Source organism: Mesorhizobium sp. WSM4313, from assembly GCF_002294725.1.
In the GTDB taxonomy this organism is placed as follows: Bacteria; Pseudomonadota; Alphaproteobacteria; order Rhizobiales; family Rhizobiaceae; genus Mesorhizobium.
The window spans coordinates 294,488-318,717 of record NZ_NSFT01000003.1; the positions used below are offsets into that span (position 1 = coordinate 294,488).

21 protein-coding genes and 1 pseudogene are annotated in these 24,230 nt (G+C 63.7%); 6 read left to right on the forward strand and 16 right to left on the reverse strand.

Translation table 11 applies throughout. From position 1 onward, the window contains the following. Positions 1 to 128: 128 nt before the first annotated feature. On the reverse strand, positions 129 to 1,655 hold the full coding sequence (locus tag CK219_RS09245; protein WP_095766456.1) for an MFS transporter: 1,527 nt from the start codon (positions 1,653 to 1,655) through the stop codon (positions 129 to 131). Between the two features lie 144 nt (positions 1,656 to 1,799). On the opposite strand from CK219_RS09245, the gene CK219_RS09250 reads away from it, so the two are divergent. Continuing rightward, the gene (locus CK219_RS09250; RefSeq protein WP_095766457.1) at positions 1,800 to 2,687 is read left to right on the forward strand and encodes a LysR family transcriptional regulator; all 888 of its coding nucleotides are present in this window, start codon (positions 1,800 to 1,802) and stop codon (positions 2,685 to 2,687) included. Positions 2,688 to 2,721: 34 nt separating this feature from the next. On the opposite strand, the gene CK219_RS09255 is transcribed toward CK219_RS09250, so the two are convergent. The 5 genes and pseudogenes from CK219_RS09255 to CK219_RS09270 all read right to left on the reverse strand — a co-directional run bounded on the left by CK219_RS09255 (position 2,722) and on the right by CK219_RS09270 (position 5,403). Beyond that, positions 2,722 to 3,474, reverse strand: coding sequence for an SDR family NAD(P)-dependent oxidoreductase (locus CK219_RS09255; RefSeq protein ID WP_095766716.1), 753 nt, complete (start codon positions 3,472 to 3,474; stop codon positions 2,722 to 2,724). 151 nt (positions 3,475 to 3,625) lie between these two features. Beyond that, positions 3,626 to 3,749 (reverse strand): annotated as a pseudogene (locus tag CK219_RS31105) (AbrB family transcriptional regulator); the annotation flags it as partial. 1 nt (position 3,750) lies between these two features. Then, entirely contained in the window at positions 3,751 to 4,062 is a 312-nt protein-coding gene (locus tag CK219_RS09260) for a putative quinol monooxygenase (protein WP_095766458.1), read from the reverse strand. Between the two features lie 51 nt (positions 4,063 to 4,113). Beyond that, the gene (locus tag CK219_RS09265; RefSeq protein WP_176476970.1) at positions 4,114 to 4,887 is read right to left on the reverse strand and encodes an SDR family oxidoreductase; all 774 of its coding nucleotides are present in this window, start codon (positions 4,885 to 4,887) and stop codon (positions 4,114 to 4,116) included. 81 nt (positions 4,888 to 4,968) lie between these two features. Beyond that, a complete protein-coding gene (locus CK219_RS09270) occupies positions 4,969 to 5,403 on the reverse strand; it encodes a DsrE family protein (protein ID WP_095766460.1) in 435 nt (144 codons plus the stop codon). A gap of 96 nt (positions 5,404 to 5,499) precedes the next feature. On the opposite strand from CK219_RS09270, the gene CK219_RS09275 reads away from it, so the two are divergent. Beyond that, entirely contained in the window at positions 5,500 to 6,582 is a 1,083-nt protein-coding gene (locus CK219_RS09275; protein ID WP_095766461.1) for a hypothetical protein, read from the forward strand. A 239-nt stretch (positions 6,583 to 6,821) separates the two neighbouring features. Here the strand turns inward: CK219_RS09275 and CK219_RS09280 are convergent, their stop codons facing one another. The 5 genes from CK219_RS09280 to CK219_RS09300 form a co-directional block, all read right to left on the reverse strand. Beyond that, the gene (locus CK219_RS09280) at positions 6,822 to 7,769 is read right to left on the reverse strand and encodes a cation diffusion facilitator family transporter (RefSeq protein WP_095766462.1); all 948 of its coding nucleotides are present in this window, start codon (positions 7,767 to 7,769) and stop codon (positions 6,822 to 6,824) included. A gap of 5 nt (positions 7,770 to 7,774) precedes the next feature. Continuing rightward, on the reverse strand, positions 7,775 to 9,964 hold the full coding sequence (locus CK219_RS09285; RefSeq protein ID WP_095766717.1) for an anthranilate synthase: 2,190 nt from the start codon (positions 9,962 to 9,964) through the stop codon (positions 7,775 to 7,777). A gap of 238 nt (positions 9,965 to 10,202) precedes the next feature. Continuing rightward, positions 10,203 to 11,258: a succinylglutamate desuccinylase/aspartoacylase family protein gene (locus CK219_RS09290; protein ID WP_095766463.1), complete on the reverse strand. Its 1,056-nt coding sequence runs from the start codon at positions 11,256 to 11,258 to the stop codon at positions 10,203 to 10,205. A gap of 167 nt (positions 11,259 to 11,425) precedes the next feature. Beyond that, positions 11,426 to 12,802: an FAD-containing oxidoreductase gene (locus CK219_RS09295; protein WP_095766464.1), complete on the reverse strand. Its 1,377-nt coding sequence runs from the start codon at positions 12,800 to 12,802 to the stop codon at positions 11,426 to 11,428. After that, a complete protein-coding gene (locus CK219_RS09300) occupies positions 12,799 to 13,260 on the reverse strand; it encodes a DUF4126 domain-containing protein (RefSeq protein ID WP_095766718.1) in 462 nt (153 codons plus the stop codon). Before CK219_RS09300 ends, CK219_RS09295 begins: the two co-directional genes overlap by 4 nt. Before the next feature lie 134 nt (positions 13,261 to 13,394). On the opposite strand from CK219_RS09300, the gene CK219_RS09305 reads away from it, so the two are divergent. Beyond that, the gene (locus CK219_RS09305; protein ID WP_095766465.1) at positions 13,395 to 13,952 is read left to right on the forward strand and encodes a sugar O-acetyltransferase; all 558 of its coding nucleotides are present in this window, start codon (positions 13,395 to 13,397) and stop codon (positions 13,950 to 13,952) included. Here the strand turns inward: CK219_RS09305 and CK219_RS09310 are convergent. Beyond that, positions 13,939 to 14,925: a helix-turn-helix domain-containing protein gene (locus CK219_RS09310; RefSeq protein WP_095766719.1), complete on the reverse strand. Its 987-nt coding sequence runs from the start codon at positions 14,923 to 14,925 to the stop codon at positions 13,939 to 13,941. The two genes, CK219_RS09305 and CK219_RS09310, sit on opposite strands and share 14 nt — an antisense overlap. 127 nt (positions 14,926 to 15,052) lie before the next feature. Here CK219_RS09310 and CK219_RS09315 point away from each other — a divergent pair, with 127 nt between their 5' ends. The 3 genes from CK219_RS09315 to CK219_RS09325 all read left to right on the forward strand — a co-directional run bounded on the left by CK219_RS09315 (position 15,053) and on the right by CK219_RS09325 (position 17,387). Continuing rightward, complete coding sequence (locus tag CK219_RS09315; RefSeq protein WP_095766466.1) at positions 15,053 to 15,694, forward strand: cysteine hydrolase family protein; 642 nt, start codon at positions 15,053 to 15,055, stop codon at positions 15,692 to 15,694. Positions 15,695 to 15,851: 157 nt separating this feature from the next. Then, entirely contained in the window at positions 15,852 to 16,067 is a 216-nt protein-coding gene (locus CK219_RS09320; protein ID WP_140838766.1) for a hypothetical protein, read from the forward strand. Between the two features lie 15 nt (positions 16,068 to 16,082). Beyond that, positions 16,083 to 17,387, forward strand: a complete 1,305-nt coding sequence (locus CK219_RS09325) for a hypothetical protein (protein ID WP_141245315.1) — start codon at positions 16,083 to 16,085, stop codon at positions 17,385 to 17,387. Positions 17,388 to 17,453: 66 nt separating this feature from the next. Here CK219_RS09325 and CK219_RS09330 read toward each other — a convergent pair whose 3' ends face one another. The 4 genes from CK219_RS09330 to CK219_RS09345 all read right to left on the reverse strand — a co-directional run bounded on the left by CK219_RS09330 (position 17,454) and on the right by CK219_RS09345 (position 24,230). Continuing rightward, the gene (locus tag CK219_RS09330; RefSeq protein ID WP_095766469.1) at positions 17,454 to 19,133 is read right to left on the reverse strand and encodes a formate--tetrahydrofolate ligase; all 1,680 of its coding nucleotides are present in this window, start codon (positions 19,131 to 19,133) and stop codon (positions 17,454 to 17,456) included. Positions 19,134 to 19,447: 314 nt separating this feature from the next. Continuing rightward, positions 19,448 to 20,572 carry a DUF2333 family protein gene (locus CK219_RS09335; protein WP_095766470.1) on the reverse strand — a complete coding sequence of 375 codons (1,125 nt, stop codon included), beginning with the start codon at positions 20,570 to 20,572 and terminating at the stop codon, positions 19,448 to 19,450. A 217-nt stretch (positions 20,573 to 20,789) separates the two neighbouring features. Further along, positions 20,790 to 22,094 (reverse strand): DUF6638 family protein, encoded by a 1,305-nt coding sequence (locus CK219_RS09340; RefSeq protein WP_095766471.1) that lies wholly within the window; start codon positions 22,092 to 22,094, stop codon positions 20,790 to 20,792. Between the two features lie 225 nt (positions 22,095 to 22,319). Then, positions 22,320 to 24,230, reverse strand: a complete 1,911-nt coding sequence (locus CK219_RS09345; RefSeq protein WP_095766472.1) for an ATP-binding protein — start codon at positions 24,228 to 24,230, stop codon at positions 22,320 to 22,322.

Consider the following 24,230-nt stretch of genomic DNA (forward strand, 5'->3'; position numbering starts at 1 on the left):
CCTCGACCGCTTCGTCATTAACTTGTCTCCAATCCTCATGTTTGGTTGCGCCTCCGCGCTCTCAAATATGAGTAAGAGAGTCAAGTATTTTTTTGATACCTCGCCGGACTTGACGGCGTCACATGGCGTCAGCCTTCCAGGCAGGCCGGGACAGGCGCGACGTCTTGTTGCGACGGCGATCCGCGACGCAAGCCGAAGAAGACGACGACGGCGGTGAGCACGGTGATCGTCGCCAGCACGATGAGCAGCCGGTCGAAAGCCGTCTCATAGGCTTGGACCAGGGCACTGGCGTCGGCCAAGTGCAGATGTTGCACCGTTTCGCTGATATTGCCGGTTGCCAGTAGCTGTGCCGCTTCGGCAGGCGAGGCCAATCCTTGAGCACCAAGCTGCGTGGCCGTGAAACCGGACAAGGCCGCCATGACGATAGCCAGGGCCACGCCCTCGCTGGCGACGCGGGTGGTGTTGAATATGCCGACCGCCATGCCGGCGCGCTCCTTTGGCACGACGCTGACGGCAGGTCCGTCCATCAGTCCGCAGGGCAAGGCGATGCCGATGCCGACCAAGACCAGCGGGAGCAGCAGCGCGTTGTCCGCCACGGGCACGCAACTGAGCCAGACCAGGCCGGCCGCGGCAGCGAGGAGGCCCACACCGCAGATGGTGGCCGGGGCGATCCGGCGTGCCGCCTGGCCGGCCAGCAGCGGCAAGATCAGCAGCGGCCCGGACAGGCAGATCATCAATTGCCCCGCCTTGATCTCGCTCATCCCCTCAATGCCGATGAAGCGGATCGGCAGGAGCACGAGCAAGACGACGAAGGCATAGGCAGGTGCGGCGGCCAGGAACTGCACGCCGACGAAACGTGGGAAGCGAAACAGCGTCAGGTCCAGCATCGGCCGGCGCACCCGCCGCTCGACAATGACGAAGGCGGCAAAGAAGATGGCTGCAACGCCGAGGAGGGCGATAACGAGGGGATTGGCCCAACCGCTCTGGGGCGCCTGCAGCACGCCGCAGGTCAGCGCGGCAAGCGCGATGGTGAAGGTGGCGGCTCCCGCCCAGTCGAGCCCGGTTGCGTCCGGGTCGCGCGATTCGGCGACGGTGCGCAGGCCGAGCGCGGCGGCGGCAACGCCAAGCACCGCCACCAGAAGAAAGATCGCGCGCCAGCCGAACGCGTCGATGAGCAGGCCGGAGGCAACAGGGCCGAAGGCAAGGCCGATGCCGAAGCTGGTGCCGAGAAAGCTGAAGGCGCGCAAACGCGATTGCCCGTCGAATTCCTGGGCAAGCGCAGAGGCGCCGCCGGCGAAGGCGGCAGCGCCGCCAACGCCTTGCAGAGCCCTGAAGAAATCGAACCAGACGACGCCTGGCGCCAGCATGCAGCCCAGCGCGGCTAGGGAATAGGCGGCGAGGCCGGCGAGAAAAATCCGCTTGCGGCCATGATTGTCAGCCAGCGCTCCGGCCGCCATTAGGCCGGCGCCGAAGGTCAGCATGAAGGCATTGGTCACCCAATTGAGCTCGATCGGACTGCCGCCGAGATCGGCGGCAATGCGGGACAACGCTACGGCGGGACCGGTGAAACTCAACGGCATCGTCATGGCTGCGAGGCAAACTGACAGCAGCACGAGCCATCTGCCGGCCGGGCCGGTTCTGGTCATCAAAGTCATGGATTTTCCTATCCGAGGCGGGATTTGCCGGCATGTCCTGACTGGCATAGCCGATCGCAACGACAAGATAGGGCGGCGACGTTTCCGGCAAAATAGTATTAAATCTCCGTTCATCTCGGAACAAAACGCTCGAATAGGTTCACCATGGATCGTCTCAACGGCCTTCTGGCTTTCGCCCGCACCGCCGAGCTCGGCAGTTTCGTCGCCGCCGGACAAGCGCTCGGCATTTCCGCCTCCGCCGTCGGCAAGAGCGTCGCCCGGCTCGAGCAGGAACTCGGCGTGCGTCTCCTGCAGCGCAGCACGCGGCGCATAGGTCTGACCGAGGAGGGCAAGCTTTTCAACGAGCGGGTGCGCCGCATCCTCGACGACATAGAAGACGCGGAGGCGATGCTGTCGCGTACACGCGAAACGCCGCATGGCCGGCTGCGCATCTCAACGCCGATCGTCACCTATCATCTGCTTTTGCCGGTGCTGTCGGAATTCATGGCGCGATACCCGGAAATCGAGCTCGACATCGATTTCAACGATCGCATCGTCGACGTCATCGACGAGGGTATCGACGTCGCGATCCGCAGCGGTGAGCTGCCCGATTCGCGATTGGTGTCGAGGCCGGTCGCGCCCTTTCGCATGATATTGTGCGCGGCCGCCTCCTATCTCGATCGCCATGGCATGCCCGGCACGCCGGCGGATCTAGCGGCACATTTCGGGATACACTTCCGCTTTCTCAACAGCGGCAGGCTGCTCAACTGGCCGTTCATCACCGGGAGCGCCGAGCCGCAGATCCGTTCGATGCTGACCTGCAACAACATGGAGGCATTGAAGGGCGCTACGATTGCCGGTCTCGGCATCGCCTGCATGCCCGACTTCCTGGTGCGGGAGGCGCTGCATGACGGCAGGCTGCGCGCCGTGCTCGACGACCATGTCGACGGCCGCGGCCAGTTCCGCATGCTGTGGCCGTCCAATCGCCATCTTTCGCCGAAGGTCCGGGTCTTCGTCGATTTTCTTCCCGAGAGGCTTGCGGCGGGGCGATAGGCCCGGCAATCCAAACGAAGCTCCGCGGGGATGGTCAGTAGGTCGCGCGGCCGCCGGAGAGATCGAAGGTCGCGCCGGTGGTGAAAGAGTTCTCGTCCGACAGCATGAAGACGATCATCGCGGCGGCCTCTTCCACCTCGACGAAGCGGCCGCGCGGCACTTTGCCGAGCATATAAGCGACCTGCGCTTCCGTGAGCTGCTCGAGAATTCTGGTACGGGCGGGCGAGGGGGTCAGCGCGTTGACGGCGATGTCGTGTCCCGCGAGCTCCTTGCCGAGCGACTTGGTCAGCGCCAGCACGCCGGCCTTGGCGGCCGAATAGGCGGCGGCATTCGGATTGCCTTCCTTGCCGGCCACCGAGGAGATGTTGACGATGCGGCCGTAATTGCGCGCGACCATGCCGGGCACCAGGCGCCGGCAGCAGTAGAAGACGCCGTTGAGGTCGATATCGACGATCTGACGCCAGGCGGCGGGGTCGTAGTCCGCCACGGTCGCCGCCGGCCCGGCAATGCCGGCATTGTTGACCAGGAGATCGACGGGGCCAAGCGTGCGCTCAGTCGCGGCGGCCGAGCGATCGACGGCCTCGATCTGGGACTGGTCGCAGAGGATGGCTTCAACGCGGCCCAGCGAATTGAGCTCGGCGACAGCCCGGGTCATTGCGGCCTGGTCGACGTCCCAGATGGCAACGCTGGCGCCCGACGACAACAGGCGCTGGGCGACCGCAAGGCCGATGCCTTGCGCCCCGCCGGTCACCACGGCGACGCGGCCGGAAAGATCGACGGCGTTCAAACGGCGGTTCATTGGCAATTCCCTTGCTCGTCGAGCAATTCAGCATCCTGATGGATTGCTGACTTGCTCCAACTTTCTGATCTTACGCAATTCCGAACGGAAAACCGCCGAGCACTTTTCCTGGAATTCCTTTGGCATTGGATACCCCGGATCAAGCCCCGACGTTTCGCGCCACCAGCCTGGCTACGCTTGGCACAAAGCAGCACGACCAGGAAGCGCGCCGTCTGCAAGGCCATGAAGAAAGAGATGTCGACGTGCTGCGCCGCGGCGGCGATTTCACCCAGCCTTTTCTGGCGCAGGAAGGCCGAAGCCGCCAACGGGATGGGTCTCGATCTGGAATTCGAAGCCGGCAATGAAGGGACGCGCCCTGGCGATCGCCGCCTGGACTTCCGGCAGCTGCAGCGATGCCTTATGGCTCGCCTGGTCGGTCCACACTTCGGTGACCCAGATGGCGTCGGCGTCGGCTGGATCGGTGGCGATGATGTAGCTCAGGCAGCCGGGGAGAGCGCCGGTGCTTTCGCGCAGCACGTCCATGACCGCATCGCGCTGGCCGCGCGCTGCCCGCATCTTGCCGATCAGTCCGTACATGCCCTTGATCTCCTCCAGGTTGTGCGCTGCATCGAGTATGCAGTCGACCGCTCACGGCATCAACTGGCCACCGTTGACCTCGATCACCTGGCCGATGATGTAGCCGCTCAACAGATCGGACGACAGGAACAGGTAAGCTCCGACGCAATCCTCCGGCGTTCCGGCGCGCCCTTGCGGAATGGTGGCGACCATCGCCTTGATCTGCTCGGCATTCGAATAGCGTTCGTGGAAGGGCGTCAAGATCGTACCGGGCGCCACGGCGTTGACGCGGATGCCGAAGCCGATCAGCTCCTTGGCCATGCCGCGCGTCACGTTGGAAACGAAGGCCTTGGACGATCCGTAGAGGCCGGCGCCGCCGCCGGCGCCGTTGCGGGCGGCGATCGAGGTGGTGTTGATGATGAAGCCACCCTGGCGCTTCAGCCAGGGGATCGCCTTGCGCGAAGCGGTCAGGACAGAGCGCGCATTGAGGTCCATCACGGCGTCGTAATGCGCCTCGTCCTGGTCGGCAAAGGCGACGCGGCCAAGCATGCCGCCGGCATTGTTGACCAGGCCGTCGAGCCGGCCGAAATGGTTTGCGCTCTCTTCGACCACACGCTCGACGTCGGCAGGTTTCGAGAAGTCGCCCTGGACCAGGAACACCTCGCCGCCACCGTCGCGAATGGATCCGGCCACGGTTTCGGCGGGAGCGCGGCTTGCATTGAAATGCAGCGCGACGCGGCATTTCTGCGCCGCATAGGCACGGGCAAGTGCCGCGCCGATCCCGGTCGAAGCGCCGGTGACCAGCACCGCCTTGCCGGCAAGATCGGGGATGGCAAGTGTCGTCATGTCGGCTGGTCTCCGGGTTGCCATCCTTCGTAGGCCATTGCCGGCCCGGCCTTCAAGTGTTGGCGTTCAGTGCGGGCGCATTCAGGGCCTGAGATAGACATAGCCCTGATGCTGCAGTTCGGCGAGCTTCACGACGCCGCCCTTGTCGGCAAGCTCGAAGCCCGCCAGCAGGTCGGTCAGCGTGATATCCATGCCGTGCAAGGTGTTGCCGCAGGCTTGCGGCACAAGTCCCTGCTGGACAAGGCCGGCAAAGCGGCTGGAAACAGCGCCGGAAGCGCCCTTGACTTTGAAGGCGGCCAGAGCCGGACCGTGCACCACCAGCACGATGTCGACATTGCCGCCGGCGCCTTCATAGTGGTTCTTGATGTTGCCGAGGACGAAGTTGACCTTGTCGGCGTCGCTGAGGTGATAGGCGACTTTCAACCTTCCCTCAGGCGTTGCCGCATTTGCCCGGCTCAGGCCGAAAAGGCCTGCGGCGCCAGCGAGACCGGCACGAAAGATGTCACGGCGCAGCATCGTATCCTCCGTTCGCCGCGCGCTTGCGATTTTGCATGGTCCAGGCGGCACTCCTAGACTAGCATATCCAAGTCCTGTCGGTGGGAGGAGGATCACATGACATCGAGGACCATGGCGGTGGTGCTTTGCGCCGCCTTTGCCGCTTTGTTCGGCGCGGCGCGCGCCGAACAGCCGCCTAAGCTTCCCGAGCTCAGCCCGACTGGCGCCGACGCCTGCTTCGGCCGTGTCTACGACGCCGCCCATCTCAAGGCGCATCCGCGCCAGAAGGTGGCGCGCATCTTCTTCTTCTACGGCCATGACCCGGTCAGCCGGACGAACGAAGAACCCGCCGCCAACCAGGATACGTCCTATAACGGCTTTCTCACCACAACGGTGCGCGGCGCCAAGAAGCCGGAATGGGCGAGCAGCTGGTGCAACAAGGAGGATCCAGGCGACAAGGCGAGCGGCATCCGTTGCGGCATGGACTGCGACAGGACGCTGGCTTCGCTGAGAGTCGACGACAAGGGAAAGCTTCTTCTGTCCGGCCTGTCGCCAGACGTCTATCTCGACCCGGATTCGGAAGAGCAGCTCGGCGAGGCCGAGTACAACAAGCAGGCGCTGGGCAGCGAGGATGACAATTTCAAGCTGGACCCGATGCCGGCCGAGACCTGCAAGGCGGAGTTCGCGCGCATCGACCCGATCGACCCTGCGCTAGGCGAGCCGCTGCGCGTGCGGCTCAAGTCCGATCAGCCCTTCTGCTTCGGGCATGACTATGACGATGCGCATCTGAAGTCGCATCCCAACCAGCTGACGCAATCGATCCGCGTGTTTCGCGGACCCGTCGAGCTCGCCTCCTTCTCAGCCGGCGGCGATGCCGCGAACTGGCCGGATGGGGCGGATGTCGCCGTTTCGGTGACGACGAGGCAGAAAGGGAAAAAGGTCACGCAGATCTATTCCTGCCAGGGCGAGGCCGATCAGTGGCGCTGCTCGGCCAGTTCCAAGACGAGCGATTTTTCCTGCGACGTCTCGCAGAAGGAGATCTTCCTCAAGCGCGGCGTCAATGGCACGATGATGGTTGCGAACCCCAACAATGCGGTGGCGGTGCTCGATCTCTGCTCGAAGGCGGCGGATGGCAAGACCAGGTCCGACGACAAGGTCTATCGGCTGCAGCCTATGCCGCAGTCGGCCTGTGCTCCGTAACCAGCGCTTCGTCATTCTATGGCGGAGCAAGGAGCGAAGCGACGCGGCGCAGACCATAGAATCCATGCCGTGGGTTGGAAGCGCCGCCACGGTGCAGAATTTTGCTCCGTTGCACTCCTTGGCGAAGGTAACGGCATGGATTCTAGGGTCTTCGCGACGGAGCTTCGCTCCTGCTCCGCCCTAGAATGACGAAATTGAGAGGCTCCGGCCAATCTCCAATGTCTGCCGTGCTGCCACCGTCAGGCGAACGGCACCGCCGCGGTGCCTTTCGGCAGCTTCGCTTCGTCGTCCGGCTCGACATGGATGGTGACTCGCACCGAGGGGATCTCGGCTTTCAGCGCATCCTCGATGCGGTCGCAGATGACATGGCTGGCGCCGACGGTCATGTCGGCGTCGACCACGAGATGGAACTCGATGAAGGTGGCGCGGCCGGCAATGCGCGTCTTGAGATCATGCACCTCGAGCGCGCCCTTCGAATTGGCCGATATGATGTCGCGGATCTGCATGTGCTCGTGGTTGTCGACGGCGCGGTCCATCAGCCCGCTCATCGACGAGCCGATGACATGCCAGCCCTGCCACAGGATGTTGAGCGCGACGATCACGGCAAGCGCGGGGTCGAGGATCTGCCAGCCGGTGAGCACGGCACCGACAAGACCGCCGAACACGCCGACTGACGTTACCACGTCGGTCATGATGTGCTGGCCGTCGGCTACAAGCGCAGGCGACTTCGCATTCCGGCCGGCGCGGATCAGCGTCCAGGCCCAGATCGCATTGATGACCGTCGCGATGCCGTTAACGGCAAGTCCTTCCCAAGGCTGTTCCAGCGGGGCCGGATGTTGCCAGGACTGCCAGACCTCGTTGAGGATCAGCAGCGCCGCGACGACGATCAGCACGCCTTCGAGGACGGCGGAAAAATATTCGGCTTTATGATGACCGAAGGGATGGTCCTGGTCGGCGGGCTTGTAGCTGACCTGGATCGCCCAGAAGGCGGCGGCCGATGCGATCACGTTGACGATCGATTCCAGCGCGTCGGAATAGAGCGCCACGGAACCGGTGATGTACCAGGCGGCAAGCTTCAAGACGAGCACCATGAAGGCGACCAGGATCGACCAGAAGGCAAGCCTGGCAATCTTCTCGCGGGTCGCGGCTTTCGCCGCGGCCGCCACCGTGTCCTGCGTCGCAGCCATAGGTCCTACGCGGCCTTTTCCTTGGCCTTGCGCGGCAGATGCGCGACAATGTTTTCGATGATGCGCATGCCGGCATTGTGACCGAGCGTCATGATCGATTCCGGATGGAACTGCACCGCCGCGATCGGCTCCTTGCGGTGCTCGAAAGCCATGATGATGCCGTCCTCGGTCTCGGCGGTCACCACGAAACCGTCGGGCAGGCGCACCGGGTCGGCGAAAATCGAGTGATAGCGGCCGACGGTCACTTCCTTGGGCAGGCCTGAGAAGATGATGCCGGGCTTCGAAACGCGGATGCGCGATGGTTTGCCATGCATGGGGATGTGCAACTGCCTGAGCTCGCCGCCATAGGCTTCGGCCAATGCCTGCAGGCCGAGACAGACGCCGAAGATCGGCAGGTCGCGGCTGCGCGCTCGTCTGATGGTGGCGGCGCAGTCGAAATCCTTCGGCGTGCCAGGGCCGGGCGAAAGCACGACGAGGTCCGGCTTCAACCGCTCGAAGACCTCCTCCGGCACCGGCGAGCGAACCGTGGAGACGTTGGCGCCGGTCTGGCGGAAGTAGTTGGCCAAGGTATGGACGAAACTGTCCTCATGGTCGACCAGCAGGATGTTGACGCCGTCGCCGACGCGCGCGGTGGTGCGCTCGGTTCCGGTGGCGTTGCCGGTCTTGGCGTCGCGGATGGCGGAGAGCATGGCGGATGCCTTCAGTTCGGTTTCGGCTTCTTCTTCCTCGGGAATGCTGTCGAAAAGCAGTGTGGCGCCGGCGCGGACCTCGGCGATGCCGTCCTTGATGCGGATGGTGCGCAAGGTCAGCCCGGTGTTCATGTCGCCGTTGAAATTGACCATGCCGACCGCCCCGCCATACCAGGCGCGCGGGCTCTTCTCGTTCTGCTCGATGAAGCGCATGGCCCACAGTTTCGGCGCGCCGGTGACGGTGACCGCCCAGGCATGCGAGAGAAACGCGTCGAAGGCGTCCATGCCTTCGCGCAAGCGCCCCTCGATATGGTCGACGGTGTGGATCAGGCGCGAATACATCTCGATCTGGCGGCGGCCGATGACGCGCACGGAGCCCGGTTCGCAGACGCGCGACTTGTCGTTGCGGTCGACGTCCGAGCACATGGTGAGCTCGGACTCATCCTTCTTCGAGTTGAGCAGCTTCAGGATCTGCTCGCTGTCGGAAATGGCGTCGTCGCCGCGTTTGATGGTGCCCGAGATCGGGCAGGTCTCGACGCGGCGGCCGTTGACGCGCACGAACATCTCCGGCGAGGCACCGATCAGATATTCGTTCTCGCCGAGATTGATGAAGAAGGAATAGGGCGAGGGGTTGATCGATTTCAACTTGCGCGAGATGTCGGAAGGCTGGGTCTCGCAGCGCTCGTAGAACATCTGTCCAGGCACGACCTCGAACAAGTCGCCGCGCTTGAAGCTCTCCATGGCGCGGCGCACCAGGTTGGCGTATTCGCCCGGCTCGTGGTCGCCGCGCGGCGGGATGCGGTCGGCGGTCTTGAACGGCTCGGCGGTGGCGTCGCGGGCCAAGCCTTCGGTCGAAAAGCCGTCGCCGGAATAGTCGTAGCGGTCGGTCCAGGCCTTGGTCGAATAATGGTCGACGACGAGGATCTCGTCGGGCAGGAACAGCACCAGGTCGCGCTGGCTCTCCTTGCGCTCGAGCTTGTAGTCGACAGGATCGAACTGGAAAGCTAGGTCGTAGCCGAAGGCGCCGTAAAGGCCGAGATTCGCGTCCTCGGCGGTCTTGAACAGCGCGGTGATGGCGCGCAGCACCGTGAACACGGACGGTACGCGGCTGCGCTCCTCCTCGGTGAAGACGCGGCCTGGTTTGGCGACATCGAGGCGGATGAGCGTCTTCGAGGTCTCGACGATCGTCACTTCACTGAGCTCGCCAAGCGCCTTGCCGATCCCCGGCAGCAACACTTCGCCGCGTTTGTTGAGTGCTTCGATGCGCATGGTGCGTCCCCGCGCGGAAATCACCAGCGGCGGATCGATGATGGCGGTATCCCAGCGCGTGTAGCGGCCCGGATATTCGTAGTTGGAGGAAAACACTGCGCCGCGGCGCGAATTCAGGCCGTCGACATAGGCATCGATCGCGCCTTCATAGGGCCGCTCGTGCCGCTCGCGGGTGATCGTCACGCCGCCCGCGGTGATGAAGCGCTCGGCCCCGTTGTCCAGAACTTTAGTCGTCATTGCCGTCTCCATCAGCGTCTTGGGCAACGGACCCGGGAATGGCGTTAAAAAACAAATGGCCGCCCGGATATTCCGCTGCGGCCACCCTCTTTTTCACGCGCACACGCACGAACAGGCCGCTGTCAGCGAGCCCACCACCAAATGGTCTTGTTCGAACGCATGTTCATGGCGACTCCCATAGCGGCGAATGGAGGTCCATGCAACTGGATTTCACGGCGATGGTGAAAGCCGCTATGCCTCAGTCTTCCAGCGTGCCGGAGCGTGCATCGGTGCTCCTGGCGTCGCCGGCGAGCTTCAGAAGATCCTCGCCGGCGCGGATGATGCGGCGCGCGCGGCGGGTCAGGATGAAGCCCGACTGAGGGGCGAACACTTCCGTGCGGCCGCCGGCCTCGCCGGGCGCGTGGACGATCGTCGCCAGCCTTTCGCCTTTCTTGACGCGGTCGCCGGGTTTGACCTCGTAAAGGATCGCGCCGGCCCTGGGCGAAGGCATCATGTCGATGTTTTCCAGCGGTACGACCGGTCCGGAAAATTTCTCGAATTTCGGCACTGATGAGTCCTGGACGACGCCGCGCGCCACCAGCAGGCGATAGAGCCCGGCGGCATCGGCCGCGGCGAAGGCGGCGTCGACATCGAGCATGCCGCGATATTCGACCGTGGTGACGACGCGGCGATCGAAGCGCGCGACGCTCGCCGGCACGTTCTGGTAGGGCATGATCGAGGCGCCTTCGAAGGTGCCGGTATCGTCCTCGCTCCACAGCAGGACGGCTTCGGCGCCCATGGCCGCCGCGCAATCGGCCATATGCGGCCACAGGCTGGTGTGGATGTAGAGATAGGCCAGACCTTCGTCGTCGCAGTGGAGGTCAAGCACGATGTCGTTGCCGAGCGAGAGCTGGACGAGCCGGTTCTTCAGCCGGCGATCGGCGCCGCCGAGGCTGACATCCGGCAGAAGCCTGGCGTCGGGCGCGGCAAGCAGCGGAAAGGAGCGATTGAAGTTGGTGCGGGTGCCGAGATTGAAGCGGCCCTGGTGCTCGCCGAAATGATATTGCGCGCGGCCGATCGGGTTGGCCCAGGGTACGATGGTGATCGGACCCTTGATGCGGCCCTCGGCCTCCGCCTTGGCCAGCATCGGCATCAGCGCGTCGATGGCGACGAAGCCCGGCAGCTCGCCGGCATGCAGCGCCGCCTGCAGATAGGCGGAAGGAGCCGCCTTGTCCTTGCCCTCGAAGCGCAAGACCGGAAATTCGTAGGCGACACCCTCGCTGTCGCCGGCGATGCGTTCGATCGTCTTCTGCATGGGATATCTCCGCGTGAGGAGGTTTCAGCCATGCATTGTTGCGATCGGGCTGTCGAGTGGTCCAGCCTCGCCGGTCTGTCGGGGCAGGGCGGCTACGGCGAAGACGCCGAGCCCTGCTACGGCGAAGACGCCGAGCCTAACCGCAGCGCTTTTTTCCTGGAATTGCTCTACTCCAGCGGCTTCAATTCCTGGGCGATGGTCGGCAGCAGCTCCGAGACATTGGGGTGGATGTGCATGGCGCGCGCCAGCGTCGAGATCGGCGCCTTGGCGTACATGAGGTCGAGCACGCAGTGGATCGCCTCGTCGCCGCCCGGGCCGAGCACGGAGCAGCCGAGGATTTCACCGGTGTCGGCATCGGCCAGGATCTTCATGAAGCCTTGCGTCTCGCCCTTCTCGACCGCGCGGCCGACACGCGTCATCGGCCGCTGTCCGACCAGCGCGCGGCGGCCGGATTTCTTCACGGCGGCTTCCGTCATGCCGCAGCGCCCGAGCGGCGGATCGATATAGAGCGCATAGGCTTCGATGCGGTCGCTCACCTTGCGCGGATCGTTGTCGAGCAGGTTGGCGGCGACGATCTCGAAGTCGTTGTAGGAGGTGTGGGTGAAGGCGCCCTTGCCGTTGCAGTCGCCCATCGCCCAGATGCCCGGCACATTGGTGCGCAACTGGTCGTCGACGACGATATAGCCGCGCTGGTCGACCGCGACGCCGGCCTTGTCGAGGCCGAGATCGTCGGTGTTGGGCTTGCGCCCCAGCGCCAGCAGCACATGCGAGCCGACCGCCGGCGGCTTGCTGGCGGCGAAGGTGACGGCGATCCCATTGCCTTGCCTGGCAAAGGCGATGTCGTCCGCGCCGACATGGACGGCGATGCCTTCGTTTTCGAGTATCGATTGGATGGCGGCGGAGGTGTCCTCGTCCTCGCGGCCGGTCAGCCGCGGCGCCTTCTCGATTACCGTGACCTCGGAGCCGAAGCGGCGGAACATCTGCGCGAATTCGAGCGAGATATAGCTGCCGCCGATGACGATCAGGTGGCTGGGCAGCACATCGAGATCCATCATCGAGGAATTGGTGAGATAGGGCACGTCGTTGACGCCAGGCAGATCGGGCACCGAGGCGCGGCCGCCGGTGTTGAGGAAGATTTTTGGCGCGGTGAGCAGCTCATCGCCGACGCGCACCGTGTCGGCGGTGACGAAACGGGCATGGTCGCGATAAAGCGTGCAGCCCTTCATTTCGGCGATCCATTTTTCGAGGTTGCCGCGGGCGTCGTTGGTGACCTTGTCCTTGCGCGCCTTGATGCGTTTGTAGTCCACGCCGACGGGGCCTGAGAGAGCGACACCGTAGTCGGCGGCGCGGCGGGCGAGATGCGCGGCATAGGCGCTCGCTACCATCGCCTTGGTCGGCATGCAGCCGGTGTTGACGCAGGTGCCGCCGATGAACTTGCGCTCAATCAGCGCAACCTTCATGCCGGCGGCCTCAAGCCGGCCAACCAGTGGCGGCCCGGCCTGGCCAGCGCCGATGACGATGGCGTCGAAGCTCTTTGCGCTCATGCGACCGCCGCCACGATGAGCAGCCCGCCGATGATGGCGACCGCATCCTCGATGAAGGCGGCGGGCGGATCCTTGCCGAATGCGACGGACAGCCGGCCGCGGACCTCGGCGCCGCCCAGCGTGCCGATCACCGCGCCGATCGCGCCGGCGACCAGGCCGCCGATGGTGGCGCCGGCGGTCGCGCCGATGACTGCGCCACAGAAGGCGCCGACGACGATGCGGGTGCCGAACTGCGGCGGCACCTTGCGGCTCGGCGTCGACGGCAGCTGGTCGGCGACCAGCTCGACGATGGCCAGGATGGTGAAGATGCCGACAGTGATCCAGTGGCCCATGAAGCTCGCCCAGGTGCCTGTTACCGGCAGCCAGCCGAGATAGGAACCCCAGGCGACGGCGGCGGGCGCCGTCATGGCGCGCAGGCCGGCAATGACGCCTATCAGCAATGCAAGAATGTAAAGCATGATCGACCCCATCAAACCGAGACCGTCGCATGGCCTCGCAACGGCAGGCTAGCACAAGCCAGGCGTTTGGCTACGGGGCTTTTGTCAGACGATCGATTGTGCTTTGGGAGCAGACGAAAACCTGGAGGGCCACCATGACGACAAGCGAACGCATAAAGATGGCGGCGGGCGAATGGTACACCTGCATCGACGATGAGCTCGAGGCGTTGCGCATCGCCGCACGCGATGCGGTGTTCGAGCATAACAGCCTGCCGCCCAGGCAGCGCGGCAACATCGCTCCGGCCCTGCGGGCGCTGCTCGGCGGCGTCGGCGAGGAGGCTCGCATCGAGGCGCCGTTCCATTGCGCGTACGGGTTCAACATCCATCTCGGCGACGGCGTCTTCCTCAATGCCGGCTGCACCATCCTCGATACCGCGCCGGTGCGCATCGGCAAGGGGACGATGCTGGGGCCCAATGTGCAGATCTACTGCGCCGAGCATCATCGCGAAGCTGCCGGCCGGCTGGCCGGGCTGGAGATCGCCAGGCCGGTAAGGATCGGCGACAATGCCTGGATCGGCGGCAGCGCGGTGATCCTCGCCGGCGTCAGCATAGGCGAGGGCGCCATCGTCGGCGCGGGCGCGGTGGTGACCCGCGACGTACCGGCCAACGCGACCGTCGTCGGCAACCCGGCACGGGCCGTTACAAGAGGCTGAGTCCGTCTGACGCCTTGGTGCTTCTGGAAAACTCGCGCCGGTACTGCCTCGGCGAGGTCCTGAGCCGCGCGGCGAAATGCTGGCGCAGTGAGGTGGCGCTGCCGAAGCCGGCTTCGAAGGCCACGATGTCCATCGATTTGTCCGTCTGCTCCAGCAGCCTCTGCGCAAGTGCTACGCGTTGGTCGGCGAGCCAGTCGCCGAAGCTGGTGCCGGTGGTTTTCTGGAAACGGCGCGTGAAGGTGCGGCGGGTAAGGCCCGCTGCTTCAGCGACACTGTCCAGGCTGTGGGCTTCGCCGAGCGATGCCCGCACTTCATCGAGGGTCTTGGCGAAGCGGTCGGCGCTCGGCGTGGGCGCAAGCGGTCGCTCGATGAACTGCGCCTGCCCGCCCTGCCGGTGCGGCGAGAGCACGACATGGCGGGCAAGCCGAAGGGCGGCCTCCGCGCCGTAGCGAGCGCGCACGATGTGCAGGCAGCAGTCGAGCCCGGCGGCGACGCCGGCCGAGGTTATTATGTCGCCCTCGTCGACATAGAGCACGTCAGCGTCGATCGCGATGTCAGGATGAAGCTTCTGCAATCGATCGGTATAGGCCCAGTGGGTCGTCGCCTTGCGCCCGGCAAGCAATCCGGCGCCGGCAATTGCGAAGGTGCCGAGGCACAAGCCCACGATCAAAGCGCCACGCCGATGCGCGCGTTGCAGAGCATCCTTGAACGGCGCGGCCAGGGGATCCTCGAGATCCTTCCAGCTCGGGATGATGACGATGTCGGCCTCCTCGAGCGCGGAAAGCCCATGCGGCACGACAATGCTCAGCCCCGCATCGGTATGAATGGGTCTCTCGTCCATCGCACAGACGCGGAAGTCGAAGCGCGGCAGGCCAAGGTTGGTTCGATCGGTGCCGAACACCAGGCACGGCACAGAGAGGTGGAAAGGACTGATGCCGTCGAAGGCGACGGCGGCGATGATCGGATTCTTCATGGCAAGCATCGTTTCGTTGAAAGTTGAATGTCCCAATTTTTTCGAATTATGTCAATCGGGACACTTTCTCGACTCGAAACATCGGCCTAGCCTTGCGCCCATCAACCCGGTCGAAAGGAAAACCGCCATGTCAGCACCAGCCACCCAGCCGCGCCGCGCGCTTGTCGTCGTCGATGTCCAGAACGACTACAATGGCGGCAATCTCGCCATCCAGCATCCGCCATTCGCTGAGACCGTCGCCAATGTGGCGCGCGCCATGGATGCCGCCGCGGCGGCCGGCATCAAAATCGTCGTCGTCAAGCAGATGGCGCCCGAGACCTCGCCGATATTCGCCAAGGGCAGCCATGGCGGCGAGTTGCATGCCGAGATCGCCAGGCGCGGCCGCGACCACTATGTCGAAAAGACGCTGCCTTCGGCCTTCACCGGCACGGATCTCGAAGCCTGGCTGCGCGCCAACGCCATCGATACGATCGCGGTCGTCGGCTACATGACCCACAACTGCGATCTGTCGACCATCATCCACGCGGTGCATATGGGCTTTGCCGTCGAGTTCCTCTCGGATGCCAGCGGCTCGGTGCCCTATGCCAACAGCGCCGGCTACGCGTCGGCCGAGGACATACACCGGGTGGTGAGCGTCGTCCTGCAGTCGCGCTTCGCTGCGGTGCTCAAGACCGCCGAGTGGATCGATTGCCTGAAGACCGCGAAGTTGCCCGAGCGCGACACGATCTATGCGTCCAACCAGCGGGCCCTGCAGCGGAACGCAGCGTAACCCGAAGCCTTCAAAACAAGGGCGCCGCCAGGATGCGGCGCCTTTTTCTTGGCGCCAAATATCCAGCAAGAGCGTGAGCCATTTCACGGACGCCGTTCCGGTATTTTTAGAAAGTCGCCGCGCATGTGAATAAGCGCGGATGGCTCGGGGGGCTGGATTGAAGGCGCGCGTTGCACGAACTTTGGTCGTCCTGACCCTCGCTGTCGGCGCGGCGCTGCTGCCGTGGCCCGCCTTCGCGCAAGTGCCGCCGCATGCGCCAGGCACGATCTGCTTCACCCAATTCTTCTGGTGCTGGGCGCAACCGCCCGGGCCGGCCGGCTATCCCTGCGGATGCCCGTCGCAATATGGCTTCGTGCAGGGTTATCTGGGCTAGTCGTCGGGGGGCGCGATGACGACATTCCACGATCCTCTTGTCTCCGGGTTGCTTGCCGACGCCAAGCTGGTTGCCGGCTACGGCCGCTACGGCGTGTTCAAGGACAGCGCGCTCTTCGCTGCGATCGGCGACGCGGAAAAACTCAGTGACGCGAGCGCAAGCCAGCCCGAGGTCGTCAAACTTCAAACGGTGCTCAACGACTGCTCCAGCACCGTGCCGTTTTCAACCCTGGCTGCGCTGCGCACCGGCTGGTCGCCGGGCGACATGTCGCGCCGGACCGCTCTCGCGACCTATTTCCTCATCGCCCTGTCGGTGACGATGATGATCGTCATCGGCAAGCTGACCTATGTCTACAACAGGGGCGTCTCGATCAACGCGGAACTGCAGGAGATCGACAACAACGATTTCAGCGCTCGGTTCGGGCAGTCGATCAGGCAGGTCTGGGCGACCAAGAAGCAATTGAGCTCGGCCGCCGCCCAGCAGGCGTCGGCGACCGATCTGACGCTTCTGAAGGACGCCTATTACAATTCCGTCGACAGCCTGCATTCGCTTGACCAGCGTTTTTCCTCGTTGCTGGTGCGGGCGCAGGGGTTCATGACGCAGGAGGCGCCGTTTCCGCTCTGGGGCATGCAATGGGCCTATTGCAAGTTTTCGGCTTCCTCGGCCAAAGCGGGCGCGCTGCTTGATTTCTCGAACCCCAGGCAGATGGCGATTGACCAGTTCTGCGGCCAGCAAATCGCGCTGGCGCAACAGCAGAGCGGGGCCGGGAGCAGCCAGCCGCTCAAGCAGTCGGATTTCGATTGCAGGAACAACGGCAACACTCAAGGCGGCATGCAAGTCGTCAGTTCTACCGGGATGGTCGAAGACGTGAGCGCGGATTTCGACGCGGCGACACGCGATCTGCAGTGCGAAGGCGTCATCACCATCACGCCGAATTCGATTTCGATGCTGACACTGCAGGCCAAGACGCTGAGCGAAGTCCTCAGCCCCTATGCGCTGTGGATCCTGCCCGCGCTTTACGGCGCGCTTGGCGGCATCATGTTCCACATGCGCATGATCCTGAACCCGCTCTTACCCAATCCGCCGCTGTCGCGGCTCATTCATCGCATTGCGCTGGGCGGGCTTGCCGGGATGATCCTAGCCTGGTTCATGGCGCCGGGAACCAAGCTCGGCGGCGAGGTGACCGGCATAGGCTTCAGCCTGTTCACCTTCGCTTTCCTGTTCGGCTTCAGCCTCGATATCTTCTTCGCCATCCTCGACCAGTTCGTCTCGATGTCGGTCGCCGGCATCAAGAAGTTCGGCTCGCCCACGGTGGCGTGAAAGCCGGCGAAGAAAAAAGGGCGCCGCGGTGGGGCGGCGCCCTTGGGCTTTCAGTTCGAGCAGCGTCTAGAACAGGCCCTCGATCTGGCCGGTCTCGTTCAAGAAGATCTTCTCCGAGGACGGCGCCTTGGGCAGGCCCGGCATGGTCATGACCTCGCCGCAGATGATGACGACGAAGCCGGCGCCGGCCGATAGCCTGACCTCGCGCACCGGCACGGTATGGCCGGTCGGCGCGCCGCGCAGGTTCGGGTCGGTCGAGAACGAGTACTGGGTCTTGGCCATGCAGACCGGCAGGTTGCCGTAGCCGGCCTGCTCCCAGGCATGCAGCTGGTCGCGGATCGACTTGTCGGCGATCGCCTCGTCGCCGCGATAGATGCGCTTGACGATGGTGTTGACCTTCTCGAACAGCGGCATCTCGTCCGGGTAGAGCGGCGAGAACTGTGAGGCGCCGGATTCTGCGATCTCGACCACCTTCCTGGCGAGGTCCTCGATGCCTGCCGAGCCCTGCGCCCAGTGCTTGCACAGGATGGCCTCGGCGCCCTGCGCCTTGACGAAGTCCTTCATCGCCTGGATCTCGGTTTCGGTGTCGGTGGTGAAGTGGTTGATCGCCACCACTGCCGGCACGCCGAACTGCTTCACATTCTCGATATGGCGGCCGAGATTCAGGCAGCCTTTCTTGACCGCCTCGATGTTTTCTTTGCCGAGGTCTTCCTTCTTGACGCCGCCATTCATCTTCATGGCGCGCACCGTGGCGACGATGACCGCCGCCGACGGCTTCAGCCCCGCCTTGCGACACTTGATATCGAAGAACTTTTCCGCGCCGAGGTCGGCGCCGAAGCCGGCTTCGGTGACGACATAGTCGGCAAGCTTCAGCGCTGTCGTGGTGGCGACGACCGAGTTGCAGCCATGCGCGATGTTGGCGAACGGGCCGCCATGCACGAAGGCCGGGTTGTTCTCCAGCGTCTGCACCAAATTGGGCTGCATGGCGTCCTTGAGCAGAACTGCCATGGCGCCGTCGGCCTTGAGGTCGCGGGCATAGACCGGCGACTTGTCGCGGCGGTAGGCGACGATGATGTCGCCGAGGCGCTTCTCGAGGTCCTTGAGGTCGGTGGAGAGGCACAGGATCGCCATGACTTCGGAAGCCACGGTGATGTCGAAGCCGGCTTCGCGCGGATAACCGTTGGCGACGCCGCCGAGCGAGCAGATGATCTCGCGCAGCGCCCGATCGTTCATGTCCATAACGCGGCGCCAGGCGACGCGGCGAGTATCGATGCCGAGCTCGTTGCCCCAATAGATGTGGTTGTCGATCAGCGCGGACAGCAAATTATGCGCGGTGGTGATGGCGTGGAAGTCGCCGGTGAAGTGAAGGTTCATGTCCTCCATCGGCACCACCTGGGCGAGGCCGCCGCCGGCGGCGCCGCCCTTGACGCCGAAATTCGGTCCGAGCGAGGCCTCGCGGATGCAGACGATCGCCTTCTTGCCGATGCGATTGAGGCCATCGCCAAGGCCGACCGTGGTGGTGGTCTTGCCTTCGCCGGCCGGCGTCGGGTTGATGGCGGTGACCAGGATCAGCTTGCCGTCCTTCCTGTCCTTCACCGACTTGATGAACTCGGCCGAGACCTTCGCCTTGTCGTGGCCATAGGGCAAGAGATGCTCGTTCGGGATGCCGATCTTGGCGCCGATCTCCTGGATCGGTTTCTTCCTGGCGGCGCGCGCGATCTCGATGTCGGACTTCACTTCGGCCATGACGGCTTTCCTCTGGATTGGGCGGTGGAAGGGACGGTTTTGATCATTTGTGCATGTTCGAAACGCCGCGCGGGCGCAAGGGTAAGTTCTAACCCTGTCGCGGCCGCGGCGTCAACTTCCATGCAACTAAGTTTCCTGCAAAGAAAAACTGCTGTTCCCGGTCCGACCCTGTTCGGGTCTTCGGCCCCGGTCGCTTGCGGCGTATAGAAGCCAGAGCCAAGACCGTTCCGCCGTCTCAAAACAGCCGCTGAATACGCGAAAAGCGACAGAGGCGACGGCGCAAATCCACCATCGCCGTGTCGCCTCGAAAGGCGCTATTGCGTGAGCACGTTGCTGATCTCGACCATGTTGGAGCGCACGCGCAGGATGTAGAAGCCCATCGTCGTCAGATGCGTCGGCAGGAGCCAACCGTCTTCGCGGCCGTTGGCGATGATGAAGGGCTGGATGCGCAGCGCCGAGACGAATTGCGAATCCATCGTGTCCCAAAGGCTCTGCAGGTGCTTTTCCTTGATCACGTCGTCGAAGTCGGCCTGGGCGCCCTTCATCAAGCCGTAATATGCATAGAGCTGACCATAGGCGAACCAGAAGCGGTCATCGGCGCGGGTATCGAACCAGCCATCATTGTGGTTTTCCGCGCGCTCCTTGAGGATGGCCGAGGTCGATCCGATGTCCGAGGAGATGCGGTCGATATATTGCTTCAGATTGTCGGCACGGGCGTCGAACGTCGCCTGGCAGGTGGCCAGCCGGGCGTTGAAGTTTCGCAGCTTGCGCACCGCGTCGCGATAATAGCTCGGCGTCGGCGTCTTGGGGCCGAACGGGTTCAGGCCGAAATACCAGGTGTATTCATCGAACTGCAGATTGCCGCGCGCATCCTGCAGGTCGGCGTCGATCTGCGATGTCGTGCGCACGCGGCCGAGATTGTCGGCAAGCTCGGTCGCGGTGCGCCGCACCGCCTGGTTGATGCCGCGCTGGAAGGAGGCCTTGTTGTCCATCCAGGGCGTGTGGTCCCAATCGATGCCGAACAAGCCGAGCTTGTAGAGGATCATCGAGGAGATCCAGGCATTCTGGTTGACGTTGAAGTCCGTCAAATCGGCGGCAACCTGGGCGATCGCCGAGTTGCCGCATGTCTTGGCCGTATCAGTGCCGCTGCCGGCTGAAACCTGCTCGCCCGCCGACACGTTCCGCTTCTCGAACGTGTAGGTGTCGGGATAGTTCGGGTTGAAATTGTTCCACCACTGCGTGGCGTAGAAGAAATTGGCATAGAGGCCGATCAATACCAGAACGGCAAGGCCGACCACCGCCTTCAGAATCCAGCCGCGCTGGCCGTACCAGCGGCCAACCCACATGAACGGCCACAGGATGAGGCCGATGACGAAGCCGATGCCGCGGCCGATCCATTGAAAAATCCGGGTGAAGAAGTTCACGATCGGGTCGAGCATGGCTGTGGCACCCCTCAGAGCATTTCACCGTTTCAAGGGAAATGGCGATCTGCCCTAACCCTTTGTTTTGGCGCAATTCCGGGCGGAAAACCGCCCACATTTTTCCTGGAATTGCTCTAGATCAGAATAACGTTTCGTTGAAACGTCATCCTGATCTAACTCTTTGTTGGAGCATGATTTCCCCCGAAAACCGGTTCCCACTTTTCGGAATCATGCTCTAGTCAGTCAAACCGTAAAGGCGCGCGCGGAACGCCGCCTTGTCCTTCAGATATGTGGTTTTCAGAACGTCCACAACATGGCTTCGCCAGGCGTCGCTGAAGCCGTCATAATCCTTGTAGAAGCCGGGCTTGTTGAAGACGTAGCGCGACACGAAGTCCTGCGGCACGAAATCCGAGATCAGCTGGTTGGTCAGCCAGGCATCGGGATGATCGGGCTTGGCGCGCACGACGAGGAAACGCTGGCGCGGCGACACATCCTCGATCTTGAGATGGCCGAGCTGGGCGATCTCGCGCTTGGCGGCGTTGAGGAACGGGAAATTGCCGTCGCTGGCGATCAGGTCGGCGTGGCCAAGGATCCAGGTCTGCAGCCAGACCTTGTCGACATCGGTCAGATTGCGGTTGGGCTCGGCATCGCGGATCAGCGCCCGCACGATCATTTCGGCGCGGTGTTCGAGATAACCGGAAGTCTCGATCCAGGAGGCGCGCGGCAGGTCGAGGCGGCCGGTGGCGGCCAGGAAGCCGAACACCTTGTCGGCGTCATTGATCGACAGATAGCTCACCTGCCAGGGGCGCGAGCGGCGGAACCCGGGAGCGGCCGGATCGCTGATCACCGTCGTCATGTCGGGGTCGACGAAGACATAGAGCCCGCCGAAATGGCTGGTCCAGTAGGCATTGTGGCGGAAGATCACTTGGTCCGGCACCAGCGCGTTCTCGCGGATGTCGCCGCAGACCTTGGCAAGGTCGACCATGCGCTCAAGCATGGCGTCGTCGCGCCAGGCGTCAGGCTCCTGCCTCAGCCGGTCGACGAGCTTGCCGAGCTCGGCCGCCTTGCCGAGCACGTCCTCGGCTGACAACACCTTGAACTCGACCTGGTTGATCGACAGCAGGTCCTCGATATCGTTGACCTTGGGAACCGAGTCCTCGATCTCGCCGTAGATGACGTCCTTGATGGTCAGCGCGTCGATGGCGCGCTGGTTCTTCGACATGAACTCGAACATCAGCTGCGAGGTGTTGGAGAAGGCGGTGTGGACCACCGGCAGGTCGATCTGCGACGGCGTCAGGATGATGAAACGGCGGTTGACCTCGTTGGGATCGAGATAGTCGTAGTCGCCGCATTCCTCGGCGATTTCGGGCGAGAAGCCGGTGCGGTCGATCTGGAAGCTCGCAAGCTTGGTGGGCTCGAGGCCGAAAGCGGCAAGCGCCTTGTTGTAGCGCTGGATGAGATGCGGCTCGTCGATGGCGAGCAGCCTGCCGTAGATCAGCTCGTTGTCGCGCAGAAGGTCGGGTTTCTTGGCTGCTTTCATCTGTCCTTCTCCCCGTTCACGGGGAGAAGGTGCCCGATGGGCGGATGAGGGGCAGCGCACTCTTCCCTTCTCCCCTTGTGGGAGAAGGTGGATCGGCGCGATAGCGCCGAGACGGATGAGGGGTGTTCCAGCGGAGTGAGACGCTGGCGTTCCCTGGAGCACCCCTCATCCGTCGCCTTCGGCGACACCTTCTCCCACAAGGGGAGAAGGCGAGGTCGGCGCAGCTCACGCATTCCACAGCCCCTTCTTCTTCAACTCCTCCATCTCGCGTGCTGCGCGCTCGCGCAGCCTGGCGTCGCGCAGGAGCTTCTCCACGGCGGCGTCGTCGGATTTATCGGAATAGCGGAACTCGGAATCGGCGTAGCGGTTGATCTCCTGCATGACCATGTCCATCGAGAACGGTCCGCGCAGTTCCTCGATCATCGCCTTCTTGTCGTCGTAGCTCTTGTGCATGAAGGCTTCCGGCTTCTCGAACCAGTCGTCCGGCAGCTCGATGTCCATGGCGCGCATTTTTATCGCGTCGGTGACGTTCTTGATGGCGCGGCCGGTGAAGCGCGGCTCGGCGTCCTTGATCATGTGCAGATAGGTGCCGACATCGGCCATGGTCTTCGGCGCGCCGTTTTCCTTCATGTAGCGCTCATAGACCTTCATCAGCCCGTCTTCCTGCGGCTTTTCGTGCTCTTCATAAGCTTCGGCCACGGCGCGCCGGATTTCCTGCGCGGCATAGAGCTCGTGCTTGCCAAGCGGGATCTCGTGGTTCTTGCCGGCAAGCAGCACGAAGATGTCGATATAGTCGTCGCGCGTCTGCGGGCCGTCGACCAGCCAGCGCGCGCCGGCGCGCTGGCGCAGCGCGTCGTCGACATTTTCCGGATAGTTGGAGAACATGCCGAAGGAGCAATTGCCGCGCACCACCGTCGAGGCGCCGGCGAAGGCGTCCATCAGGACGCCGGTGATCTCCTGCTGACCGGCGGAAGCACGGTCGTCGGAACGGCGCGCCGCCACCTGGTCGATGTCGTCGATGGTGCCGAAGCCGATGACGCGCGGATTGAGCACGTTGTTGATGAACTGTCGGCAGTTCTGGCCCGACTTGCCCTGGTAGGACGAGATCTGGTCGACGCCGAAATTCTCATAGGCGAAGGGATAGCCGGCGACCTGGCAGTAGCCGTTGACGAGGCCGGCGATCATCTGGATCAGCGTCGTCTTGCCGGTGCCCGGCGCCCCGTCGCCGATGAAGGTGAACAGGAACCCGCCGAGCTCGACGAAGGGGTTCAGCTCGCGCTCGAAGTCGTAGGCCATGAGCATCTTGGCCAGCCTGACCGACTGGAATTTGGCGATGTGGTTGCCGATGACCTCTTCCGGTTTCTTGAAGGTCATCACCAGCGGCTTGGTGCGCTTGCCGGGCGCGACGTCGAAACCATCGAGGGTGAAATCGTCGACGTCGATACGGATATGCGCATTTTCGAACGGGCCAATGCCGTCGAAGCGACCTTTGCGCGCAAGCAACCCGTCGATGGCGACGCGGGCGAAGGCGCGAGCGCGCGTCGTCAGGTCGGCGTCGTCCTTCGAGCCGGCTATTGCCTTGTCGAGACCGGCGATGATCGACTTGACCGCGTCCTGCGGTGTGTCGAACAGGAAGTCGGGCTCGGGGGTGTCGTTCGGCGCCTCGCCATCGCTGTCGATCAGCTGGAACAGATACGAAGCGAAACTGAAGGCGGAAACGTAAGCCGAGGCCGACAGAAGCTTCTTGAAGGTGGCTGCCTCATCGCCTTCCAGCGGCGCACGCGCATTCCTCGCCTGCAGGCTTTCGAGGTCGGAGCCTTCGGCGAAGACGTCGGATATGGCGAGCGCGATCGCCAGGCCGCGGCGGGCGCGGTAGAGCAGCGTGTGCTGCGGGATGCTCATCAACTGGTCGTCGGGATGAATGGCCGCTACTGTTTTCGTGAGCTCGACCTCGCGCGTGCGGCGCACCGAGCCGACCGACACGGTCGAGACGAAGCGGCGGTTGGTGCCGGCAAGCGCCGTGCCGGATTCGCGCGAAGGGTCCTCCAGCACGACGATGCGGGTGATGAAGCTCTGCGCGGTCGCGCGGTGCTTTTCGATTGCGGCTTCCGAGATCGTGGTCAGGCCGGTGTCCAT

Excerpts from the sequence above, each read along its gene's own strand:
- CK219_RS09245 (WP_095766456.1), bottom strand. The coding sequence starts at position 1,655 with ATGACTTTGATGACCAGAACCGGCCCGGCCGGCAGATGGCTCGTGCTG.
- CK219_RS09250 (WP_095766457.1), top strand. The coding sequence starts at position 1,800 with ATGGATCGTCTCAACGGCCTTCTGGCTTTCGCCCGCACCGCCGAGCTC.
- CK219_RS09260 (WP_095766458.1), bottom strand. The coding sequence starts at position 4,062 with ATGTACGGACTGATCGGCAAGATGCGGGCAGCGCGCGGCCAGCGCGAT.
- CK219_RS09265 (WP_176476970.1), bottom strand. The coding sequence starts at position 4,887 with ATGACGACACTTGCCATCCCCGATCTTGCCGGCAAGGCGGTGCTGGTC.
- CK219_RS09270 (WP_095766460.1), bottom strand. The coding sequence starts at position 5,403 with ATGCTGCGCCGTGACATCTTTCGTGCCGGTCTCGCTGGCGCCGCAGGC.
- CK219_RS09275 (WP_095766461.1), top strand. The coding sequence starts at position 5,500 with ATGACATCGAGGACCATGGCGGTGGTGCTTTGCGCCGCCTTTGCCGCT.
- CK219_RS09280 (WP_095766462.1), bottom strand. The coding sequence starts at position 7,769 with ATGGCTGCGACGCAGGACACGGTGGCGGCCGCGGCGAAAGCCGCGACC.
- CK219_RS09285 (WP_095766717.1), bottom strand. The coding sequence starts at position 9,964 with ATGACGACTAAAGTTCTGGACAACGGGGCCGAGCGCTTCATCACCGCG.
- CK219_RS09290 (WP_095766463.1), bottom strand. The coding sequence starts at position 11,258 with ATGCAGAAGACGATCGAACGCATCGCCGGCGACAGCGAGGGTGTCGCC.
- CK219_RS09295 (WP_095766464.1), bottom strand. The coding sequence starts at position 12,802 with ATGAGCGCAAAGAGCTTCGACGCCATCGTCATCGGCGCTGGCCAGGCC.
- CK219_RS09300 (WP_095766718.1), bottom strand. The coding sequence starts at position 13,260 with ATGCTTTACATTCTTGCATTGCTGATAGGCGTCATTGCCGGCCTGCGC.
- CK219_RS09305 (WP_095766465.1), top strand. The coding sequence starts at position 13,395 with ATGACGACAAGCGAACGCATAAAGATGGCGGCGGGCGAATGGTACACC.
- CK219_RS09310 (WP_095766719.1), bottom strand. The coding sequence starts at position 14,925 with ATGAAGAATCCGATCATCGCCGCCGTCGCCTTCGACGGCATCAGTCCT.
- CK219_RS09315 (WP_095766466.1), top strand. The coding sequence starts at position 15,053 with ATGTCAGCACCAGCCACCCAGCCGCGCCGCGCGCTTGTCGTCGTCGAT.
- CK219_RS09325 (WP_141245315.1), top strand. The coding sequence starts at position 16,083 with ATGACGACATTCCACGATCCTCTTGTCTCCGGGTTGCTTGCCGACGCC.
- CK219_RS09330 (WP_095766469.1), bottom strand. The coding sequence starts at position 19,133 with ATGGCCGAAGTGAAGTCCGACATCGAGATCGCGCGCGCCGCCAGGAAG.
- CK219_RS09335 (WP_095766470.1), bottom strand. The coding sequence starts at position 20,572 with ATGCTCGACCCGATCGTGAACTTCTTCACCCGGATTTTTCAATGGATC.
- CK219_RS09340 (WP_095766471.1), bottom strand. The coding sequence starts at position 22,094 with ATGAAAGCAGCCAAGAAACCCGACCTTCTGCGCGACAACGAGCTGATC.
- CK219_RS09345 (WP_095766472.1), bottom strand. The coding sequence starts at position 24,230 with ATGGACACCGGCCTGACCACGATCTCGGAAGCCGCAATCGAAAAGCAC.